The 19,451-nt window shown below is 41.4% G+C and carries 11 protein-coding genes; 6 read left to right on the top strand and 5 right to left on the bottom strand.

What is annotated here, in order from left to right; translation table 11 throughout:
- Positions 1-30: 30 nt before the first annotated feature.
- On the bottom strand, positions 31-3,216 hold the full coding sequence (locus BM176_RS15630) for a SusC/RagA family TonB-linked outer membrane protein (RefSeq protein ID WP_255373517.1): 3,186 nt from the start codon (positions 3,214-3,216) through the stop codon (positions 31-33).
- Positions 3,217-3,767: 551 nt separating this feature from the next.
- Here BM176_RS15630 and BM176_RS15625 point away from each other — a divergent pair.
- A complete protein-coding gene (locus BM176_RS15625) occupies positions 3,768-4,799 on the top strand; it encodes a LacI family DNA-binding transcriptional regulator (protein ID WP_090104592.1) in 1,032 nt (343 codons plus the stop codon).
- A gap of 16 nt (positions 4,800-4,815) precedes the next feature.
- On the opposite strand, the gene BM176_RS15620 is transcribed toward BM176_RS15625, so the two are convergent.
- The gene (locus tag BM176_RS15620; RefSeq protein WP_090104590.1) at positions 4,816-5,154 is read right to left on the bottom strand and encodes a winged helix-turn-helix transcriptional regulator; all 339 of its coding nucleotides are present in this window, start codon (positions 5,152-5,154) and stop codon (positions 4,816-4,818) included.
- A gap of 127 nt (positions 5,155-5,281) precedes the next feature.
- On the opposite strand from BM176_RS15620, the gene BM176_RS15615 reads away from it, so the two are divergent.
- Positions 5,282-5,659 (top strand): DoxX family protein, encoded by a 378-nt coding sequence (locus tag BM176_RS15615; protein ID WP_090104588.1) that lies wholly within the window; start codon positions 5,282-5,284, stop codon positions 5,657-5,659.
- A gap of 88 nt (positions 5,660-5,747) precedes the next feature.
- On the opposite strand, the gene BM176_RS15610 is transcribed toward BM176_RS15615, so the two are convergent.
- Positions 5,748-6,854, bottom strand: a complete 1,107-nt coding sequence (locus BM176_RS15610) for a serine hydrolase domain-containing protein (protein WP_090104586.1) — start codon at positions 6,852-6,854, stop codon at positions 5,748-5,750.
- A 255-nt stretch (positions 6,855-7,109) separates the two neighbouring features.
- On the opposite strand from BM176_RS15610, the gene BM176_RS15605 reads away from it, so the two are divergent.
- On the top strand, positions 7,110-8,414 hold the full coding sequence (locus tag BM176_RS15605) for a BamA/TamA family outer membrane protein (RefSeq protein ID WP_255373516.1): 1,305 nt from the start codon (positions 7,110-7,112) through the stop codon (positions 8,412-8,414).
- A gap of 86 nt (positions 8,415-8,500) precedes the next feature.
- Here BM176_RS15605 and BM176_RS15600 read toward each other — a convergent pair whose 3' ends face one another.
- Positions 8,501-9,886 carry a hypothetical protein gene (locus tag BM176_RS15600; RefSeq protein ID WP_143097825.1) on the bottom strand — a complete coding sequence of 462 codons (1,386 nt, stop codon included), beginning with the start codon at positions 9,884-9,886 and terminating at the stop codon, positions 8,501-8,503.
- Positions 9,887-10,044: 158 nt separating this feature from the next.
- Here BM176_RS15600 and BM176_RS15595 point away from each other — a divergent pair, with 158 nt between their 5' ends.
- Positions 10,045-11,895 carry a tetratricopeptide repeat protein gene (locus BM176_RS15595; protein ID WP_090104581.1) on the top strand — a complete coding sequence of 617 codons (1,851 nt, stop codon included), beginning with the start codon at positions 10,045-10,047 and terminating at the stop codon, positions 11,893-11,895.
- A 72-nt stretch (positions 11,896-11,967) separates the two neighbouring features.
- Here the strand turns inward: BM176_RS15595 and BM176_RS15590 are convergent, their stop codons facing one another.
- A complete protein-coding gene (locus BM176_RS15590) occupies positions 11,968-17,526 on the bottom strand; it encodes a T9SS type A sorting domain-containing protein (protein ID WP_143097824.1) in 5,559 nt (1,852 codons plus the stop codon).
- Between the two features lie 477 nt (positions 17,527-18,003).
- On the opposite strand from BM176_RS15590, the gene BM176_RS15585 reads away from it, so the two are divergent.
- Complete coding sequence (locus BM176_RS15585) at positions 18,004-18,399, top strand: (R)-mandelonitrile lyase (protein ID WP_090104577.1); 396 nt, start codon at positions 18,004-18,006, stop codon at positions 18,397-18,399.
- Positions 18,400-18,444: 45 nt separating this feature from the next.
- Positions 18,445-19,449 (top strand): dienelactone hydrolase family protein, encoded by a 1,005-nt coding sequence (locus tag BM176_RS15580; RefSeq protein WP_143097823.1) that lies wholly within the window; start codon positions 18,445-18,447, stop codon positions 19,447-19,449.
- Positions 19,450-19,451 lie beyond the last annotated feature (2 nt).

The raw sequence follows: 19,451 nt of genomic DNA, 5'->3' as shown, positions 1-19,451 counted from the left end.
ATTTTTCTGGAATCAAAAACGATATACCTGTTAAAAACCTACCTGCAAACCAAACTGGAAAGATCTGGCCGAAGGGTATTGCCCATAATCAACACCATTTGTAAGGGTTGTATTCTTTGAACCAATTTCAGGATCCCAGCCTTTATAATGGGTGAAGGTCAGCAGGTTTTGAGAGGAGACATACAGTCTGAAACTGCTTATCACTCCCTTGGTTAATGAATGTAGAGTTGATTGAGGAATGGTGTAGCCAATGATCACATTTTTTAGTCTCAGGTAAGAACCGTCCTCGATCCACCGGTCTGATACGCGGGCATTTTGATTTGGATCTCCGCTTATAGCTCTTGGAATATTGGTATTAGTATTCTCCGGAGTCCATGCATTCAGCACTTCTGTTCCTGCGCCGAATAAGCGGGCCATACCTTCTCTCAATACTCTTGTACCGTTAAAAATCTTATTACCCTGTACTCCCTGAAAAAAGAGCGATAAATCGAAATTTTTATAGGCAGCACTGTAATTGAGCGCATAAGAAAAGTCGGGTACATAAGAACCAAGGAAAGTCCGGTCGTCTGCAGTTATCTTTCCATCTTTGTTGAGGTCTTTGAACTTAATATCACCTGGAGCAGTTGATTTTTTAGGATCAGTACCCGGAATTTGCACAGCGCTCTTGTTCACGTCTTCCTGGCTTTGAAAAATACCATCTACCACATATCCATAAAAGGACTGAATCGGTTGCCCGGCAACTGTACGCGTAATATTTCCATTACCGAAGTCTGCATCAGATCCGGCATCAATGGTAGCATTGGGAGTATTAAGGCTCAGTATTTTGTTTCTGATAAAGCCGATGTTTCCATTAAGATTCCAGGTAAAGGCACCTGTTGTTTTGTTATAACCCAATTGTATATCAACACCTGTATTTTTCATTGAAGCGGCATTCTGTTGTGAACCGGCTCCGGCAAATCCAAAACTTGCAGGTGTAGGAATAGTAAGGATCAGGTTATCCGTTTGTCTGCGATACCATTCTGCCGTTAACGTTATTTTGTTATTGAACAACCCCAGGTCAATACCGACGTTAACCTGTTTGGTCTTTTCCCACTCAAGGCCGCTGCTGGCAAGTTGATTATAATACGAAGCATTACCTACACTAACTGTATTACCAAAGGGATAGGTAGCGCCATTGGCCTGGACGATTGCCTGCCAGGGGTATTCATTGTTAAGAATAGAGTTTTGCAATGCAGGAAAAATACCGATAGCATTTAAACCGGTAATGCCCCATCCACCTCTTAGTTTTAATTCGGAAATGGCTGTAACGGGTTTAATGAAAGGCTCCTGGTCTATTCTCCATCCTGCAGAGAAGGAAGGAAAACTTTGAATTTTACTGCCTGGCGCCCATACGGATAAACCATCACGGCGGATGGCACCACTCAGCAGGTATTTTCCGGCAAATTCGTAGTTCAGCCTGCCGATATAAGACTGAATAAGGCTTGCTGTTCTGGAAGAGAATGCAGTCACATTTGTTGCCCCCACAAACGTTTCTATATCATTTGTGCTTTGATTTCCTTTTTGTGATTCTCCGGCGTTCTGCGCACTTTGTCTTTCAAAAACCGCAACAGCATTTATATGATGCTTGCCGAACGTTTTATCAAAAGTTAATTGCTCTGTGAATAACAGTGTTGTTCTGTTAGCCCGCTGATCAGTGATAGTAGCGATAGCAGCATTTCTTCCCTTGTCATTAAAGATAGGGCTGAACTCGTGCTGGAATTGTGTTACATAATCGGTACCGAAGGTCGATCTGAAATTAAGCCATGGAGTAAAGTTTACCTGGGTATATACAGTACCAAGCAGTTTAAAGATCTGGCGGTGTGCGTCACCTAAAAGTAGTGCATCTTCAACGGGATTGGTAGGGTCTGCTCCGTCTACACTGTTTTCTGCATTACGGTAGCCGCCCTGCGTAGTTGGATCATATACTGGCATATAAGGAAGGGCCCTTATTACATTGGCGATACGGGTCCTGTTACCTTGAGTATTATCATAACGTTGTTTCGAGTAGGACATTAAGAGGTTCTGGCCTATCGTAAATACTTTACTGAGATTATGTTCGGAATTAACCCGGAAATTACCCCGCTCGTAATTTACGCCCTGCGCTATACCTTCCTGTTTGAAGTAACCACCGGAAGTGTAGTAGCGGGACTTTTCGTTTCCACCGCTCACAGATAAATTGGACTGAGTAATAAGCCCGCTCTTAAAATAAGCATCCTGCCAGTCAGTATTGGTTTGCGCAAATGTTTGCGATGTACCATCATAAATGGGTTGATTAAAATTAGCATCTTCAAGCCGTGGAGGTTTAGCAATACCGGCAGCGCCATTCAGCGCCCTTTCGTACCGCAGATACTGTTGTGTATTCAACAGATCTATTTTTTTCCAGGCTGTCTGTACACCAGTATAAGTATCAAAGTTAATATGCGCTTTACCGTCCCTCGTACCTTTTTTTGTTGTGATAATGATCACGCCGTTGGTAGCCCGTGAACCGTAAATGGCTGCAGCACTTGCATCTTTTAATACTTCCACTGACTGTACATCTTTACTATCGAAATTAGCAAGATTGGAGGTTGGGAAACCGTCGATCACATACAGCGGATCTGATGCATAACTAATAGAACTGATTCCCCGGATCCTTACAATAGGATCTGAACCAGGCGCGCCATTATTTGTAACGGTCACACCAGACACACGCCCCTGCAAAGCCTGCTGTATGCTGGCCACTGGAAGCTCATTGATGGTTTTACTACTAACAGACGCAACGGACCCCGTAAGAGAACTTTTCTTCTGGGTACCATAACCGATCACCACCATCTGCTCTAATAATTGCGACTGGGGTGTAAGGCTGATATCATACCTGGAACTGCTGCCTGTTGTACGTTCACTAAGTGTGTATCCAATAAAGGTGAAGGTAAGAATCTCACCACTGGAAGCATTGATAGTATAAGTACCATCAGCAGCTGTAACGGTACCGCGATTGGTATTTTTCACTGTAACAGTAACGCCTGGCAGTGGTTTCCCTGTTTCGTCAGTAACCTTACCCTGTATTGATTTACTGCTTTGAGCATTTACAGTGGTGAAGACAAAGAGGAGAACCACGGTTAGCAAAACCTCAATGGTACGTTTTTGTTTTTTCAGAGCCGGATAGATTCTGGCAAAAGCTCTTCGTAAAAGCTTCATAACGGGAGAATTAATAGTTAAGATAATTAACATGGAACAGCTACATATATGCTGATATTACATAATCACCGGTTGGAATAACCGGGTTTTATCATATAATCTAAATTACGCAACCGATTGTCTTAAAACATTACTCAACACAATGCCGGGCTTGGAAGAAAGCCAGAGTTTTCAAAAACGGGAATGTAATAAGTATCAGATTTTCGGGTAAGAAGAAATACTCAGGTGGATCTTCACTGTTTTTTTCTGATAAACCAAGCGTGTAACGGCATACCCGTAAAAGCGGGAACTACGGCCGGAAATCGCTTATAAAGCACTGACTTTGCAGATTGGATGTAAAACTGCATATAAAGTACATTGATTTATCACAAATCCTGATACGTTCTTCACAGGACTAAAGTAAGCACATTTTTTAAATACGCAACCGATTGTGTAACTTTTTTTTCAAAAAGATTAGTTTAGCTTTATAATACTGTGCACTAGCGATTGTATAAAATTAATCCCGGTTCCACGAAAAGAAAGTATAACACCACACATTTATAGTTATAGTTATGGCGAACGAGCGAGAGGTCACAATATATGACATTGCTAAAAAATTGAATATTTCTGCAACTACGGTTAGCCGGGGTTTGCAAGATCATCCGAGTATCAGTAAAAAGACAAAAAAGAAAATCTTTGACCTGGCGGATGAAATAGGTTACAGGATCAATCACTTTGCACGTAACCTGCGAAACCAGAAAACAAATACGATTGGTATCATTGTGCCGCGACTGAACAGCTATTTCATGTCCTCCGTCATTGCAGGTATAGAAAATGTGGCTAATGATCATGGCTACGGGCTTCTTATCAGTCAATCTTCGGAATCTTTCGGGAAAGAAATATCCAGTGCCAAAACGATGTTCGATAGCCGGGTCGATGGACTACTGACATCTCTGGCCTTTGATACTGCCGATCTGAAACACTTCGAACACTTCTTTAAAAAGAACATTCCGGTGATATTCTTCGATCGTGTTATGGAACATGAAAATTCTACCAGTATCCTGATAGATAACCGGCAGGCTGCCTATAATGCAACAAATCATCTCATTGAACAAGGTTGTAAAAAGATCGTTCATATCACAGCTCCCATCCTGCAGAATGTGTATAAAGATCGCCTCAAGGGATATAAAGAGGCGCTAAGCCAGCATAAAATAAAGTTCAGGGAAGAATATGTCATTGTTACAGACCTGAGCCAGGAAGCGGGTGCGGAAGCTGCGCAAGCTATACTGAAGATGAAGCCGGTACCGGATGGAATATTTGTGTCTAACGACAGTTGCGCTGTGGGCTGTATGCTGGCTTTAAAACAAAATGGGATCAGTATCCCGGAAGACATTGCTTTTGTTGGATTCAACAATGACCCTATATCAAAAGTAATTGAACCTAATCTTACTACTATCAATTACTCGGGTTATGAAATGGGACAAACAGCTGCAAGACATCTGATCAATCATTTCAATGGTACATCTCCGATAAATTGTACTAACACAATTGTACTTCGATCAGAACTAATTATCCGGTCATCTTCACTTAAAAAAGGGAAATGATATTTCCCTCCAATGACTACTTTCCAATTACCTTTTTGCGATGTGATAAACCCCAATAATGTAATTCATCCATGACGTTCTCAAGTGATTTACCATGTGTTGTGATAGAGTATTCTACAGTAGGAGGAAATGTATCGTAGACATCTCTATTTATCAATTTATTTGCTTCCAGACTTTTCAACTCTTTTGACAGTGTTTTATCTGTAATCCCATTGACCTCTTTTGATATTTGCTTAAAACGTTTATTCCCTGTAGATAAAGAAAACAGAATTAATATCTTCCATCTTCCTTCTAATGCATCCAAAGCATCTTTGATTGAAAGGATATTTTTCGGGCACCCACCTTTGCTTAACATATTTCATTTCCTTTTTAAGTTCTTTATTATTCGCGATACTATCCTCCAGTATAGTGCTATCCGGAAGGATAGTAATATCCAATGGAAAGCAAAGGTATTTACTTTTGTTCCATAATCAAAAAACAACATGACAGATAAAACAAAACGTATCATTTCCATTATACTAATGGCAATTCCTACCTTAGTACTTATTATGGGTGGAGTAATGAAATTAATTGGCGCAGAGCCTGAATCAGTTGTGCAATTTTTAACCAAATATGGCTTTGGTAGCCACCTGAAAGTACTTGGGGTAACTGAATTAATAATTGCATCACTTCTTATTTATCCCAAAACAAATAAGATTGGCTTCTTACTTGCAAGTTGTTATTTAGGAGGTGCTTTTTGTTTAGAATTATCCGGCGGACAACCACCTGCTTCTACAATTTTCCTGACTTTACTTTGGATTTCAATGTTCTTAAGTAACAAAGAAATGTTTCTTCCATTATCTGCTGTAAAAAATAAATAAACACCGAATTACAATTAAGAGCCTGTAACAGAAAATCTGCTACAGGCTTTTGTAATTTATAATTCTCCGTATTTTGGTTAAGGTGGAACTACAGTTTCTGCATGTTTAAAAAATACCCTGCCAGGGTTTCGGCTTCTTTAAGATTGATGTTTACACCACTCATATTAGCTGCAATGGCTACTACGATCCCTTGCTCGGGATATGAAAGTAAAAACGTTCTTCCGCCATCAATTAATCCGCCGTGATGAATTATTCTTCTCCCTTTGGAATCAGTGTTTATCCGCCAACCTATTCCGACATGGGTATCTTCTCCATTATCGAGGTGCTGAGATGTAAATAACAATTCAACTGTTTTTTCATCCAGTAATGTATGATTTAATAGTCCCCGTACCATATTTACGAGATCAAATGGCGTGGACAGAAATCCACCTCCCGCCCATTTATAACTATTGTCTACAAGGGCAGCATTGACCAATTTCCCCTCGCTATGTTCATAAAACCGTACCCGCCCCGGTACAATACTATCACTATAGTCGGCGATAGTATTTGTCATACCCAGGCGAAAGAAAATACTGTCACGCATAAAAGACAGAAAATCCGTATGGCTTGCTGCTTCTGCCACTGCGCTTAAAAGAGAATACCCAAAGGTAGAGTATGCATAGGCCGTACCGGGTTTGAAAAGAAGACTGTCATCTTTAAAGATCGACAATCCCTCATCTACACTTTTGTAGCGTTTGGGGATAGATAAAGGATCGCTCTTACGGTAATGGCGTATTCCTGCTGTATGTCCCGCCAATTGCCTGCTCGTGATAGGATATTTCTTTTCAGGAAAGCCGGGAAGATATTTTTGAATGGGTGCATCCAGATCCAATTTCCCTTCCTGATAAAGCAAACCTATTGCCTCGATGGTGAGTAATTTGGATACCGAACCCATTCTGAATTTTGAGTGCACCCCTACCCTTGTCTTATTCTCCAGGTCTGCAAAGCCAAAACCTTCTGCCCAAAGTATTTTCTCTTTACTGCCCACACAAACAGAAATGCCGGGAATATCCTGTTTGGCTTGTAAAGAATCAATGAATTTTTCCGCCTTTGAAATAGCTGCCTTATATGATTTTTCGCGGATTACCTCAGGGTAAGATTGCCCTTTAACAGTATAACAATATAATAGAAAAACAATAGCGATCGTTCTTTTCATGGGTTTGAAGTCTTTTGAGTTAACTATACCGTTAAAATGAAATATATTATTTCCCTAATAACAGTTCTGTAAAATAGGAAATCTTTCTACAAAATGCTGTTTTAATCTAAATGCAGAAGCTAAATGAACAGGAATAAATGCGGGTAGCTACAAGTACCAAGCCTAACAATACCTATTCAACAATTGTTTGTTATCTTCAAACTGGTTTACAGATTAATTACTATGGAAGCCAGGGAAAGAACCATAAGACCTTATTTGGTACATAAGATTTTACTTGCATTCCTGTTTTTTGCAATTCAGGACTACGCTTATAGTCAGATTGCCACTCCTGCTGATTCATCCCGACCAGACAAGCTTCCTGAGCAGGGCAAACAAACAGTGCACAAAGCAGATAATCTTGATAAGCAGTTTGATATTAGTGATTTGCTCAACGATATCCTTCATCCAAAGAAGAAGACCGATTCACTTCGTAAGAGATCAGGGATTACTGTAGTACCTAATATAGCGGCAAACCCTACTATTGGATTTCAAATAGGTATAAAGGCAGTGGCCGGTAAAGTGTTAGGGAGAGAGCCGAATACCTATATGTCAATTGCAGCAACATCTGCTTCTATTACCACCAAAGGCATCATTTATTTTTATATCAGTCACAATGTTTTTACGCCGGGCAACAGGTGGAATTTCCAGGGCAGCCTCGTTGCTGCAAAATCCGTTACGCCCGACTTTGGACTAGGCATGGGGCATGCCTCAGGAGGTAGTCCTGCCGATAGCATACTTGCTAACCCCGGACGAAAAGCATATGTCTGGAATTCACAATACTATAAATTCTTTGAAAAGGTCTATAAGGAAGTCGGGCATAATCTTTTTTTAGGAGCTGGGGTAGCATTTGATATAAGAAGAAAGATCTCAAATGCCAGACATGATACCTCATTGACGCCATACAAAATTTATAATGAGAGATTTGGGTTTGTCGAAGATCATTACCTTGCAAACGGGTTTCTTTTTAACATACAGTACAATACACGCGATAATCCCAACCGTGCATATAAAGGAATTTATGTAGATGCAGGCTTACGGGCTAACCAAACCTGGATTGGAAGTTCAAAAAATGCTTTACAGCTTACATTTGATTTCAGGAAATATTTTAGCCTTTCAGAACGCACACCTGAACATGTTATTGCATTCTGGAGCTGGGGTGCCGGAGTGCTTAGCGGTGCGGTGCCGTATCTTGAACTACCGGGAACAAGCAGAGATCCCAGCTTCCGTAGTGGGCGGGGTTACGTTTCCAGCTATTATAAGGGCACGCAATTTTTCTATTCTGAGACAGAATACCGCTTTCCAATTACAAGGAATAAATTGTTTAGCGGTGTTGCCTTCGTTAACATTGAAACATCTAACGACAAGGCTAGCACTAAGTTACTTGAGATATGGAAGCCTGCCGCCGGTGCAGGATTGCGTATACTATTTAATAAAACCACACGCACCAACTTATGTTTGGACTACGCATTTGGTGCGTATGGCTCAAAAGGATTCTTTTTAAACTTAAATGAGACTTTTTGATGTCAATGTATATATCGCTACGAATACGAAAATTGGAACCGCATTTGACGATTCCAATTTAAGGATGCTTGGTAGCATTATAAATTCTACCATACTTTAGGATGTTCTCCTCTGAAGAATAAATATCTCTTCATGTCTTTGTAAGCTGTGTTGGTAATGGAAAAATCATCCGGTCTTTTGCTGTCCCTGTTGGTATCATTACGGAACAGGCTGTCTCCAAACAAAAGGCCATCACAACTATAAATAATCACCTGTCCGCTGTAACTGGCAACGGCCATTGTCTTTCTGTCTTCAGAAATATCTATGTCCATTACTGTCCCTCCTACATGCAGATAGCCATATTGCCAGCCATAAATTCCTTTAAACCAGATATAGCCATCATTACATCCCAGCCCATATCCCCAGCCATAGTTAGCTGCAGAAAACACCCATTTCCGGGTATCTACATAATTGAGTGTATCATCTCCATCATAACCTGAAGCGGAGAAATCAGGTGTGAGATTTTTAATGGGCAGACTAAGAGAAGCACTTCCTTGGAAATGGCAGGAGCTTAACAATACCTGTGGACCGTCATTTTCTTCTCCAGCCTCTTTTACTTTATAATTAAACTTCGCCAGGTTTGGATAAGACGAACGAGATTCTACAGTGGCTACAATTTCCCATGCGCCATTTTTTTCCTCAAATAATAAATGACTGGAGGATTGAGAACCTGCCGCTATATACTTTTCATCAGGAGATACATCTATATGAGGATAATCGTGGCGGAAAGTATAACCTTCATCTTCCACCTCTTTTTCTTCAGTTTCAATAAATGTTGATCCTGATTCATCTAAAATAAATATACCCTTGGCACTTGCCATAGCTACCCGCTGACCGGAAGGAAATACCACTAAATGGTGGATACCAAAATCTGCCAGGCTCAAATCCGCGAGACCATCTTTTACGGCGGCGTATTTTTCGCCATAGCTTTTTGGGGGAGCAAGTGTTTTAATAACCGGTCCATCCCAGCCTTCTGTTATTGTTATCTTATCCGGATATGCTTTGGCAAAGTATTTTTTATCGGCCGACTTCCCAAACATGAAAATATCATCCAGCATCACATAGTCGTTACCATTTATTACATACATGTATTGTTCCTGATGCCATTCTCCTACGGTCACCACCAAACGGTTATCAGGCAAAATCGTTACCTGGCTCACACAGGCAGCTATACCTTCCCAGTTCATCGGATCATTATCGGGTGGAAACAGTTTTCTTAGTTCCTCCTGTTTCCCTTGTTCATTAAAAGCAATGATCTGCTCCAGTACATAGGGAGCCATATCCTTCCGGGTTTCTTCCGGACATTCCGTTTCCGGTTGCTTTTTATCTATATAAATGATATCCAGCCAGTTATTTAAATTGTCCTTATAGGTTTTACCTTCAGATATCCAACGTGCTGAGGCTTCCTGGGGTGTCTTAAATGTTGCACTCATAATGTTCAATGTATTGTTATTATTTATATGCATCAACAATAGTCCCTAAAAACAGATTATTCGAATTATTCACTACTACAAATAATCTACATAGTTCTAAAATTATTACCTACAAATGCTCTACAAGATTAAATTTGCGCTTCAATTATTAGCATAAGATGCGGAAACACAACCTCATAACAACATTCTGTTTACTGATCAGCATACAATATAGTTTTGCTCAAAGCATTTCAGATTCACTCAGCAAGGTGTTAGACAAAAAGGACCTGCCTGTTGAAGAACGTATCATGACCATGGGACTTTTATCAAGATCCCTTACATTAAGTGATACTACCCGGGCTATGAAAATTAGTCAACAAATGCTACAATTGAGTCGCACTTTAAAGGACCCTAAATACATGGTATATGCCTTTGGGGCACTGGCACCCGCATATCAGCAACAGGATAATCTGGAAAAAGCGAAACAGGCAACAGACAGCGTTATGTGGTATGCTAATAAAACCACTGACAGGCAGGCCAAAGGTTTTGCATGGTATATAAAGGCCTGGCAGCAAGGCACCCAGGATCAAAACAAAGATGCTATTAAGAGCTGCATAAAGGCATTAACATACCTGGAGGGGAGTAATCCTTCCTATTATGAAGTCAGTATCTATAATATTATGTCAGGCACCTATGCTGAATGGCATGATTTTCCAGCTTCCAGGAAATACGCACAGTTGTGTATCACTAAAGCCCGGGAGATTAACGATTATGACTATATAATTGACGGAATGCGGGCAATGGCAACCTATTATCATTATTCTTTCAAGGATAATGATAAAGACAGCTCACTACTGGATTCGGCACTATCGTATAACCGTAATGCCATCACCCTCTATTTCCAGCACCGTGACCGCGTTATTTTCCACAACACAATGGCAATTCTTGCTGTAAATACAGCGGGGCTGTATCAGGAACATTTTCCGGCCGCTTATAAAGACAGCGTTTTACGTTACCTCAATATCGGCCTTAAAATAGGATTGGAAACCAGGTTCGAAGAAGTCATTGCAGTCTGTTACGGCATGATGAGTGAATATGCAATAACCGAGGGTAATTATAAAAAAGCCGAGGAGTTATTAAGAAAAGGATTAGCAGTCACGCGCAGTGGTAGTAACAAAAATACTTCCACGACTATACAGTTTATGCAGATGTTAGCCAACGTTGCAGAGAAAGAAGGGGACTTCGCAAAAGCACTCAAATATTATAAAGAATATCATGAGACCGATCATGAGTTATTCGATGCTGAAAAACTAGCCATTGCAAAACGTCTGGAAGCCCAATATCAAACTGAAAAGAACGAGGCCGCTTTGAAAGCACTTATTAAGACAGCCTCTCTGACTAAAAAGCTCAATTACCTGTACATATTCCTTGTAGTAGCAGCTGTTACAGCATTAATATTCCTGCTCCTGTTCTTCCGTATTCGATTAAAATCCACCCTTCAACAACAAAAGTTGCTGGAAAAAGATAAAGAAGATGCGGAACTGCATGCACGCTTAAAGGAAGAAGAAGCGATGCGTTCCATTGCAGAGCAACAACTATTACTGGAAAGACAGGAGCGCCTGCAGAAAGACTTACTGGCTGGTAGCCTACAGGTGGAACAAAAAGACGAACTCCTACAGGCTGTTCAAAAGAAGATTGAAGAGAATAAGGGTGAAAGTTCAGTACTGAAACAAATCAACCATATCATTGACCAGAGTAAAAGGATTGATGATAACATTGGTGCCTATAAAGCAGACTTCGATAATATTCATCCAGAATTCTTTGAGAAATTAAAGGAAAAGTCGGACAATACATTATCCAGATTAGATCTCAAACATTGTTCCTATATATCTATCGGATTAACCAATAAAGAAATTGCCCAGCGTTTAGGTATTGCTCCTAAAAGTATTCTGATGGCGCGTTATCGTATCAAGTTAAAACTAGGACTGGGTAAGGATATTGATCTGGATGATTATATAAGAACACTGTAAACCCGGATAGTACAAAAAAGAAAGGAGCCGCACCAAAGTGATGCGGCTCCTTTCTTTTTATACACTTATTTTTTACTTCACCTGAATTAATCTGCTGGTATATACCTTGCCATTTACCTTTATAAGGCAATAGTGCATTCCTGCCGGTAGGCCGGTAGCATTTAATGTCAGTTTCTGTGTCTCTCCTGCCCTTGCCAGGTCATTATACAAATGTTTTTCGAGTACTCCGTTATAGTTATATACATCTACAGTAACCTGTGTGGTAGAAGGTGACTTGAAAGTTATGTATGCTACATTAGTGAACGGATTAGGATACGCCTGGTATTCAAACGTTGCGCCTACCTTATTCTCAACAGCAGTTGGTTGCAATGCAACACTACCCGATGCTGTGCGGAGTGTGGTAACAGGCACTGTTAATACCCTTTGCGTTGAATCACTACAGCCGTTCGAAGTATTCGTTACTTTCAACTTAAAGGTACCGGATGACCCTTCTACACCTGACATATAAGTAACAGTAGTGCTGCTACCTCCAGATGCAATTGTCCAGTTAACATCGCTGGATGTTAATGTCCATTTATAGGAAGCGCCGGTTACACTAAGTGCTGTAAGTACGTCAAAAGATAATGGAGAGATGGCAGCAGTTGGCGGATTTATTACAGTAGTTGGAAGAGTTATATTCTGATTGACGATAGTATTTGCACTTACCGTACAACCATTGGTGTTATTTGTAACAACCAGATTATAAGTTCCTGGTATTACCACTGTCGCCGTTGTATTGGAGGTAGAGAACCCGGAAGGCCCTGTCCAGGCATAAGTAACACCTGCCGTTGTACTGCTGGCTGTAATGTTAGCACTGGTTTTAATACAGGTAAGCCCACCGTCATTATTTGCGGTTACTCCTGCTGCTATGGATAGATCCTGAATGACAGTAGTACTGTCTATAGAACTACAGCCTGTAGCGCTTCTTGCTGTTACATAATACTTACCGGGAGCGCTTACGGTTACAGTTCCTTGTCCGGAAGTGAAACCAGTCCATGTAATGGTAGCACCTGATGTTGAAGAAGTAGCAACCAGATTAACAGCAGTTGTTCTACAGTTTAAAATAGCAGGTGCTGTTACAACCAGGTTTGGTTTGCTGATATTCTGTGTTACAGTTGTACTATCTATAGAACTACATCCTGTGGCGCTTCTTGCTGTTACATAATACTTACCGGGAGCGCTAACGCTTACAGTTGCCTGTCCGGAAGTGAAGCCAGTCCATGTGATGGTAGCACCAGATGTAGAAGATGTAGCTGCTAAGTTAACGACTGTAGTTGCACAAGTTAAAGTAGCAGGAGCAGTCACCACGAGGTTTGGTTTGCTGATATCCTGAATTACAGTTACGCTATCAATCGAAATACAACCTGTGGTACTACGTGCAGTCACATAATACTTACCGGGAGCGCTTACAGTTACCGGATTCTGTCCGGCAGTAAATCCTGTCCAGGTAATGGTTGTACCAGTGGTAGTTGATGCAGCAGTTAAGCTGACAGTATTAACTAAACATGTTAACGTAGCCGGTACAGCTTTAGTAAGGTTTGGTTTAGCAATATCCTGTACAACCGTAATACTGTCTATGGAAGTACAACCTGTAGCGGTACGTGCAGTTACATAATACTTACCGGGAGCGCTTACAGTTACCGGATTCTGTCCGGAGGTAAATCCTGTCCACGTAATGGTAGTACCCGTAGAAGAAGTAGTAGCAGTTAAGTTTACACTAACTGTTGCACAAGTTAAGGTAGCAGGAGCAGCCACCACGAGGTTTGGTTTGCTGATATCCTGAATTACAGTTACGCTATCTATAGCAGTACAGCCAGAGGCACTACGTGCGGTTACGTAATACTTACCGGGAGCGCTTACACTTACCGGATTCTGTCCGGTAGTAAATCCTGTCCAGGTGATGGTTGTACCAATGGTAGTAGATGCAGCACTTAAAGTGACAGTATTAACTAAACATGTTAATGTAGCCGGTACCGTTGTAGTGAGGTTCGGTTTAGTAATATCCTGTACAACAGTGATACTGTCTATGGAAGTACAGCCTGAGGCACTACGTGCCGTTACATAATATTTACCGGGAGCGCTTACACTTACCGGATTCTGTCCGGCAGAAAATCCTGTCCATGTAATTGTTGCACCAGTAGTAGTAGATGCAGCACTTAAGCTGACAGTAGTAACAGAACAGGTTAAAGTAGCAGGCACAGTTGTGGTGAGGTTCGGCAAACTGATATCCTGTGTAACTATGACACTGTCTATGGAAACACAACCTGTTGCACTGCGTGCAGTTACATAATATTTACCCGGGGCACTCACACTCACAATTGCCTGTCCGGAAGTGAAACCAGTCCATGTAATAGTGGCACCTACGCTAGAGGAGGTAGCTATTAAATTGATACCGGTTGTTGCACATGTTAAAACATCAGGAGCTGCAACCACCAGGTTTGGTTTGCTGATATCCTGTACAACTGTTACACTGTCTATAGTAGTACAGTTATTAGTACTTCTTGCAGTTACATAATACTTACCGGGAGCACTTACGTTTACCGGGTTCTGTCCGGCGGGGAAGCCAGTCCACGTGATAGTAGCATCTGTAGTAGTAGAAGTAGCCGCCAAGGTAACACTAGTTGTTACACATGTTAAAGCAGCAGGCGCAGCAACAACCAGATTCGGTTTTGCGATGCCCTGTATTACAGTAACACTGTCCAGTTTTGTACAACCATTTTCACTATCTCTTACAGTTACATAGTACTTACCGGGAGCGCTTACACTTACTGTATTCTGACCCGCAGTAAAGCCGGTCCATGTAATAATACTACCGGTAGTAGTTGATGCCGCTATTAAGTTTACGCTTGTAGTGGCACAGGTTAAAGAATCCGGTTTTGTAACAGTCAGGTTTGGAGCTGTTATATTTTGTGCAACGGTTGCCGTTGCAGTACCTGTACAACCGCCGGATGCTGTTACTGTAAGAATATAATTACCTGGCACATTTACTACCGGGTTCTGTAAAGCAGAAGTATAATTGTTTGGCCCTGCCCAGCTGTAAGTAACACCTGAAGTGGTGGAAGTACCCGATAGTGTAACAGAGGTTGTGCTACAGTTTAAAGAACCAGTTACAGCCGCCGTTGCATTTACATTACCACCGGTAGGTGTACCTGTCAGTTTCACATTATCAAAGTAATACTGCTCTGTAGCATTTGAGTTACTTGTTCTGATAACTACCTGAAGGGTGCTACCATTCAATGCTGCTGAGTTGATAGTAATAGAAGCTGTTCCCGTGGTGGTAGTGCCTATTCCGGCAGAATCTGTAAATATCAGTGTTTCAGCGCCTCCGTTCAATTTATAATATACATGAATATAGTCAAGGTTCTCAAGGAAATCGTTCGACGAAGAAGTTCCGCTACTGAGGTCTGCAGAGATGACTACATTGCTTTTATTGGAGATATCTATTACACCGGAAGTCCAGACACCTTCTACCTGCGCGGTAAAGCTGGCTTTTAACCGGTTGCTCTGTACAGAGAATGTACCTGGGCCAGGAAATGTAGTTGTCCAGCTGGTAGCATCAGTGTCAGCAGTTGTACCATTTGCTAAGGTAAAATCTTCCAGCCAGAAAGTTGCGGCAGTATTAGCTCCTGTTACGGCAACAGATTGTGATGCAGTACATCCGGTGGCTGGATTAGTAACAGTAACGGTATAGGTACCGGCAGTGCTTACCGAAGGACTTTTTAAGGTGCTGGTAAAACTGTTGGGGCCTGTCCAGCTATAGGTAGCATTTGCTACGGTAGAACTGGCGTTGATGGTAACACCTGAACCGCAACCCAGAGAGCCTCCGGTAACAGTAAGATCCGGCGGAGTTTTATTTTCAGTAACTGCTACAACGACCGAAACTGCACATCCGGAACCGGTAGATACTGTTAATGTATAATTTCCGGTTGCAGAAACAGTTGGATTCTGAGCTGCAGATGTAAAGTTATTTGGTCCCGTCCAGCTGTAAGTAACACCTGGTGTAGTGGAACTACCAGATAGTGTTACCGAAGTTGTATTACAGGTTAAAGGACCACTTACTGATGCATTTATTACATTATCACCAGCAGCTGTCCCTGTCAGTTTCACATTATCAATATAATATTGCTCTGTAGCATTTGAATTACTTGTTCTGATCACTATTTGCAGGGTACTGCCATTCAACGATGCTGAGTTGATAGTGATGGAGGCCGTTCCGGAAGTGGTATTGCCTATTCCGGCAGAATCAGTATATATCAGTGTTTCAGCACCTCCGTTCAGTTTATAGTATACACTTATATAGTCAAGGTTCTCAAGGAAATCGTTCGACGAAGAGGTTCCGCTTATGAGATCTGCAGAGATGATTACATTGCTTTTATTGGAGATGTCTATTACACCGGAAGTCCAGACACCTTCTACCTGTGAGGTAAAGCTGGCTTTTAACTGATTGTTTTGTACTGAAAATGTACCGGGACCCGGAAAGGTGGTCGTCCAGCTGGTAGCGCCAGCATCTGCAGTTGTACCATTTGCGAAAGTAAAATCTTCCAGCCAGAAAGTACTTGATGTAGCAGTACCAGTTACGGTTACTGATGTAGATGCCGTACAACCGGTAGCCGGGTTTGTAACTGTAACGGTGTAGGTACCGGCGGCGCTCACAGCAGGATTTTTAGATGTGCTGGTAAAGCCGTTGGGACCTGTCCAGCTGTAGGTTGCTCCTGAAACAGATGAACTGGCAGTAATAGCCACAGTACTGCCGCAGAGTGTAGCTCCGGTTGCCGTCAGATCGGGAGTTGCTTTGTCTGTAGTGATGGTTACAGAAGCCGAAGCAGAACCGGAGGTATTAGTGGCAGTAACAGTGTAAGTTCCAGCTGTTGAAACCACCGGGTTCTGAGTGGTAGAAGTAAAACCGTTGGGGCCAGTCCAACTGTAGCTAACGCTTGATGCGCTGCTGGAGGCTGATAAAGTTGTGGAAGGGTTTGTACAGGTCAGTTTCCCACTGTTGGATGCACCAGCGGTAACAGTCATTGTACTTCCGCTACAGGGTCCTTTTTCTACAAATACCCTGTAACCTTCAATGTAATAATTGGATTTGGTACCGCTTCCGTTATCATAGTTATAAAGCTTTACAACCAGCTGGATTGTACTTCCCTGAAGGAAGCCGGATGTAAAGTCCAGGGTACCGAAATTACCTGTGCGCTGATCCAGCAAGGTTTCTGGTCCACCATTCAGCTTGTAATATATTTTCACATATTCAGAGCTGTTTTGTTTCCCTTCTGAGCTGATTTTTACAGCAGCCTGGAAATTGGAATATCCTGCTGTAGAAAAAACGCGGGAGTACCATATTCCAACTCCACCCAGGTTTTGTGCCGTCAACCGGTTCGATTTAACAGCAAAATAACCGGTACCTGGAACATTTGTAGCATCGAGGTACCATCCTGTAGAGGAGGCATCTACGGTAGCTCCGTTTGCTTGTGGAAAGGTACCCGTAATAATAGGGCAATCAGGAGTCGCCGATAGGCGGATACTCCATGTCAGGAATAGTAATAGCAAGGGCATAAGACGCTTATAGCCCCCTTTACTTAAAGGTTTGTGCATGTAAAATTGGTTTATATAGGTATCGGTTTCAGACAGATTATTAGCCGTAGTGGTATTTACCACATGACATTTCCGAAGGTGTTAATGTACAGTCATTCACAACAAAATTTCAGCTCTTGATAGTAAGCCATTATATAGTAATACCGCAATTACTAATGCTAAAATTGTCCATTCATTATTACATACAATCTCCAGGGCTATCAAACAGGAAATAAGAATAAGTTGTGTCTTTTAATAGTTTAATACTTCGAAGTTCTTAAATAAAGCTCACCTAAGTATTATTTTTATTGCAAATATGATTAAAATGAGTATGGGTACGTATTTTTGTGAGTATTAATGCACTAAGCACATCGAAATAAAGAATATTAATGTAAGGTGAAAAATTGAGCAGAACCTCAATATTTAAAATTCAAGAAGAAATTTCATTCACTAAATTGCTGTAAGCCAGGATGGTGATAACTATTAAAACGAAATATTATGGAAATTAAACGAAGTGGCTCACAGCCTTCAGGCAAAGGCCCTGCAGAATATTTTACCGGATCAGTACGAATCGATCCACTTATTAATCCACCAGAACCCGCACGTGTTTCGATGGCATTGGTCACCTTTGAACCGGGTGCACGTACGGCCTGGCATACTCATCCTTTTGGACAAACCCTGATCGTTACCGCAGGCTCTGGTTGGGTGCAGCGCGAAGGCGGAGCAACAGAAGAAATTCATCAGGGAGATGTTGTGTACTTCACACCTGGAGAAAAGCATTGGCATGGGGCTACGCCTACAACAGCGATGAGCCATATTGCTATTCAGGAAAAGCTAAACGGTTCACCTGTAGATTGGATGGAACATGTAACGGACGAGCAGTATACCAGGTAATTAACTTCTACGTATATTTATGAGGGTGATATTCATTTAAGTTTTATGAGAAAAATTGTTACCTGTATTCATTGTTTAATGTTTATCCTTTCTCCCTATGCGTTATTTGGGCAGAATGATTATGGATTCAGACATCTTCAAACAATTTACAAAGGAGATACTGTTGATATTTTAGTGAAATCGAAGAAAGGGGAAGAACAGAAAAAGAAGCCTCTATTCTTTTTCTGCCAGGGCAGTCAACCTATTCCATTGATTATTACCTACGATCAAAATGGCAGGCAGGGAATTTATAGTGTATTCCCATTTAATCCGGACAGCTTATCGAATGAGTACCATTTAGCAATAATCAGTAAGCCATATGTTCCGTTGATCGTTAATCAAAAATCATTATCGGATGATCTTACATATAAAGATAATACCGGTCAATACCCAAGGAAATATATTGAACGGAATCTTCTCGATTATTATGTAAAAAGAGATAAATCTGTAATCAGATTCCTGCGAAAACAAAATTGGATCTCAAAGGATAAACTTGTTATAGCTGGTCATTCAGAAGGGAGTGCAATCGCTGCCAAACTGGCCTTAACCAGCAATTCTGTTACAGCATTAATTTATTCAGGAGCTAGCCCTATGGGACGTATTATGACAATTATTGAGCGCAGCAGAGCGAAGGAAACAGACAGTACAAGGGAGGCGGAGGCTGACATAAATTATTGGGAGAAAATTGTAGCTGATCCGGGAAATATGGACGGGGGGGACAGGGATGCTTATGGTACGACTTATCAGTTTTCTATTCCCCTTATCAGATATGTTGAGAAACTGAAGATCCCTGTTTTAGTTACGTATGGATCCAAAGACGCAAGTGCTCCATTCAATGATTATCTGAGAGTGGAGACTATCAGGCAGAAAAAGAAAAATTTTACTTTCAAGGCATATATAGGAACCGAACATAATTTTTTCCCTCTAAAACCTGATGGAACGGTCAACTACGATATTTTTAACTGGGATAAGGTAGCTGGCGATTGGCGTACATGGCTGACCGGAAAATAAAC

It is taken from the genome of Chitinophaga sp. CF118, from assembly GCF_900112615.1.
Taxonomy (GTDB): domain Bacteria; phylum Bacteroidota; class Bacteroidia; order Chitinophagales; family Chitinophagaceae; genus Chitinophaga.
The sequence above is the reverse complement of the archived record's forward strand: the minus strand, read 5'-3'. Positions and strand labels throughout refer to the sequence as shown.